Genomic DNA, 276 nt, shown 5'->3' on the forward strand with positions numbered 1-276 from the left:
CCAAGATCAGCCTCACTCAGATGAGCTATTGCTTCTGCTAGACTATGGGATTTTTTATGAGTTTATCCCCATGGAAGAATGGGACAAAGAAAGCCCAAAGGTGATCCCGCTGTCTGACGTAGAAGTGGGAAAAAATTATGCTATCCTCATCACCACCAATGGTGGTCTTTGGCGATATAAAATCGGAGATACCGTCAAGTTTACTTCGACTCAACCCTACCGATTCCGTATTTCGGGACGGACCAAGCACTTTATCAATGCTTTTGGAGAGGAAGT

General features: G+C 44.6%; 1 pseudogene. It reads left to right on the forward strand.

The annotated features are described in order from the left end of the window. A pseudogene (locus tag ACNKXV_RS14840) lies at window positions 1-276 on the forward strand (GH3 family domain-containing protein); the annotation flags it as partial.

The organism is Christiangramia aquimixticola (genome assembly GCF_048285835.1).
GTDB lineage: Bacteria > Bacteroidota > Bacteroidia > Flavobacteriales > Flavobacteriaceae > Christiangramia > Christiangramia aquimixticola.